Source organism: Mesorhizobium sp. (assembly GCF_017306585.1).
Lineage (GTDB): Bacteria > Pseudomonadota > Alphaproteobacteria > Rhizobiales > Rhizobiaceae > Mesorhizobium.
In genome coordinates this window covers 1-1,703 of the sequence record NZ_JAFKIC010000007.1, presented here as the reverse complement: position 1 = coordinate 1,703, position 1,703 = coordinate 1, and the positions used below count along the sequence as shown (strand labels likewise).

The following is a 1,703-nucleotide window of genomic DNA, read 5'->3' as shown; positions in this document are numbered from 1 at the left end:
ATATGGGTTTTTACGAAGATCGACCCCCACCCTTAATCCCTCCCCACAAGGGGGAGGGAGACTTGGCCGGCGCTGATTGCGGCCAGTACTGAGGTTTCGATCCTCAACATGAAGATGGATAGGGATGAAGATGGATAGGGCGCGCGCGGCAGCGTTCCCTCCCCCTTGTGGGGAGGGTTAGGGTGGGGGTCCCCTTCGCAAGAATCCATATGCGATTGCCCTGCCCCTTGTGGGGAGGGTGGAAGAAAGCCGACATCCTCAGCGTTTTTCCACTATGCGTGTTCCAATCACCAACACTTCCACCCGCTATGGCTGGGCGACGATCCTCCTCCACTGGCTGATCGCAATCCTCTTCATCGGCCAGTTCGGGCTCGGCTTCGTCATGGTGCGGTTGACCAGCCAGCGCAGCGCTTTCGAGCTGATCCAGCTGCATAAATCCCTGGGCTTTCTGCTGCTCGGCCTGATCGTCCTGCGCGTAGCCTGGCGGCTCGGCAACACGGCGCCGGCGCTGCCACCTGCGGTCGGAACATTGGAGCGCAAGACGGCGCCGCTTGCGCATATGGCGCTCTACGCCTTTCAGATTGCCCTGCCCTTGTCCGGCTGGGCGCTGGTTTCGGTCTCGACGCTGGAAATCCCGACCATGCCGTTCGACCTGTTCGTGATGCCCAACCTGCCCTTACCTGAGTCCGACGCAAGCGAAAGCTTCTGGGCGGCCGCGCACTGGTATCTCGCTTATGCCGCCATCGCGCTGGTGGCGCTGCATGTCATGGCAGCGCTGCGCCACCATTTCCTGCTGCGCGACAGCGTGCTCATGCGCATGATCACGCCTTCGTCAGCCCGGGAATAGAATAGGCGCTGGCCACGTTTACGAGACGAGGACGCAGAGAGCGCGGCCTCCAAACAAGGAATAATCCAATGCAAGCGCGAATCCTGGGATTGGCGGCCGCCGCCGCGTGCCTTGCCATGCCCGTTTATGCGGCGGTCGTGCTCGCCGATGCCGCGGGCAGCTACACGGTCAGTCCGGCGAGCTCCTCGATCCGCTTTACCATCGGCAAGGCCGGCGGAGGCGGCTTCAACGGCGCCTTCGGCCGCTTCAAGGGCACGATCCGCATCGACAATGGCGATGTCGGCCGCTCGAAGGTCGACCTTGTCATCTACCCGGAAAGCGTCGGCACAGGCCAGGGCCGCATCGACGCCTTCCTGCGCTCCGATGCAGTGTTCGACGCGGCCAACAGCCCAGAAATCCTGTTCCGCTCGACCAGCGTGATCCGCACCGGCGACACGACCGCCCTTGTCACAGGCCAGTTGACGGCGCGCGGCAAGACATCGACGGAGAAATTTACCGCCGAACTCGACGGGCTGAAGGGCGGGACGATCAAATTCCATGTCACCGGCAAGGTGCTGCGCTCGCGCTACGGCATGGATGTCGGCACGCCGCTTTACTCCAATGTCGTCGATTTCGACATGTCGCTGACAGGGAGACGAGGCTAGCTCGGCTTGGTTCCTCGCCCCCGCCAACGCGGGGGAGAGGTGGCCCGGGCGAAGCCCGAGACGGAGAGGGGGACGACGTTCGCGACGGCAGAGCCCTTGCAGAATATACGCTGCTGCCAAGCAACATCGAACTCGGCACCTTACGAAACCCCTCTCCGTCCCGGCTTCGCCGGGCCACCTCTCCCCACTACGTGGGGCGAGGAACTGGCGCC

Annotated in this window: 2 protein-coding genes; both read left to right on the top strand. The window is 63.2% G+C overall.

The window, feature by feature from the left end; translation table 11 throughout:
• The first annotated feature begins 274 nt into the window (after positions 1-274).
• Positions 275-847 (top strand): cytochrome b, encoded by a 573-nt coding sequence (locus J0I79_RS00085; RefSeq protein WP_292854135.1) that lies wholly within the window; start codon positions 275-277, stop codon positions 845-847.
• Positions 848-915: 68 nt separating this feature from the next.
• Positions 916-1,491, top strand: a complete 576-nt coding sequence (locus J0I79_RS00080) for a YceI family protein (RefSeq protein ID WP_292854134.1) — start codon at positions 916-918, stop codon at positions 1,489-1,491.
• The last annotated feature ends 212 nt before the right edge of the window (positions 1,492-1,703 follow it).